This is a genomic window from Pelomonas dachongensis (genome assembly GCF_043555865.1).
GTDB lineage: Bacteria > Pseudomonadota > Gammaproteobacteria > Burkholderiales > Burkholderiaceae_C > Pelomonas > Pelomonas dachongensis.
In genome coordinates this window covers 1-762 of record NZ_JBIGHY010000036.1, presented here as the reverse complement: position 1 = coordinate 762, position 762 = coordinate 1, and the positions used below count along the sequence as shown (strand labels likewise).

Genomic DNA, 762 nt, shown 5'->3' with positions numbered 1-762 from the left:
CCGGTCTGCGTGATGGCGCCGCCGCTGTTCGCATCGAGTGTGCCGCCGACGTTGCCTTGCCCCAGATTCAGCGCGGCGGTGGCGTTGACCGTCAGGTTGCCCGTGCTCAACGTGCCCAGCGTCAGCGCGCCTGCGTTGGTCAGCGCCGTGGCGCTACCGGTGAGGCTCACGGCGCCGGTGAATGTGTTGCCGGCCTGGGTCAGCGTGAGGGTGCCGCTGCCGGCGTTGAGGCTGGTGGTGCCCGTCACGTCGAGCGCGCCGGCCTGCGTGATGGCGCCGTTGCCGCTGGCGGCGATGAGGGTGCCGTCGACGCTGCCTTGGCCAAGGTTGAGTGCGCCACTGGACGTGGCGGTCAGCGCTGCGGTGTCCAGCGCGCCCAGCGTCAGCGCGCTGTTGCTGCGCACCTGCGTGGCACCTGCGGTCAGGCCCACCGTGCCGCCCAGTTGGTTGCTGGCGTGGCTGAGGTCGACGGCGTTGCTGCCGGCATTGACGTTCAGCGCACCGTTGACGTTGAGCGCTGCGGTTTGGCTGATGGCGCCGCCGCTGGTCAGCGCCAGCGAGGTGACGGTGCTGCTGCCCAGCGCGAGGGCGCCAGCGCTGCGCAGTTGCGTCATGCCGCCCGTCAGGCCTACCGCACCGCTCCAGCTGTTGGCGCTGTTCATCAGCGTGATGGCGCCGATGCCGGCGTTGAGGCTGGTGGTGCCGCTGACGTCCAGCGCGCCGGCTTGTGTGATCGCACCGTTGCCGCTGATGGCGACGAGG

General features: G+C 70.7%; 1 pseudogene. It reads right to left on the bottom strand.

The features are described from left to right. Positions 1-762: pseudogene (locus tag ACG02S_RS26205) on the bottom strand (autotransporter outer membrane beta-barrel domain-containing protein); the annotation flags it as partial.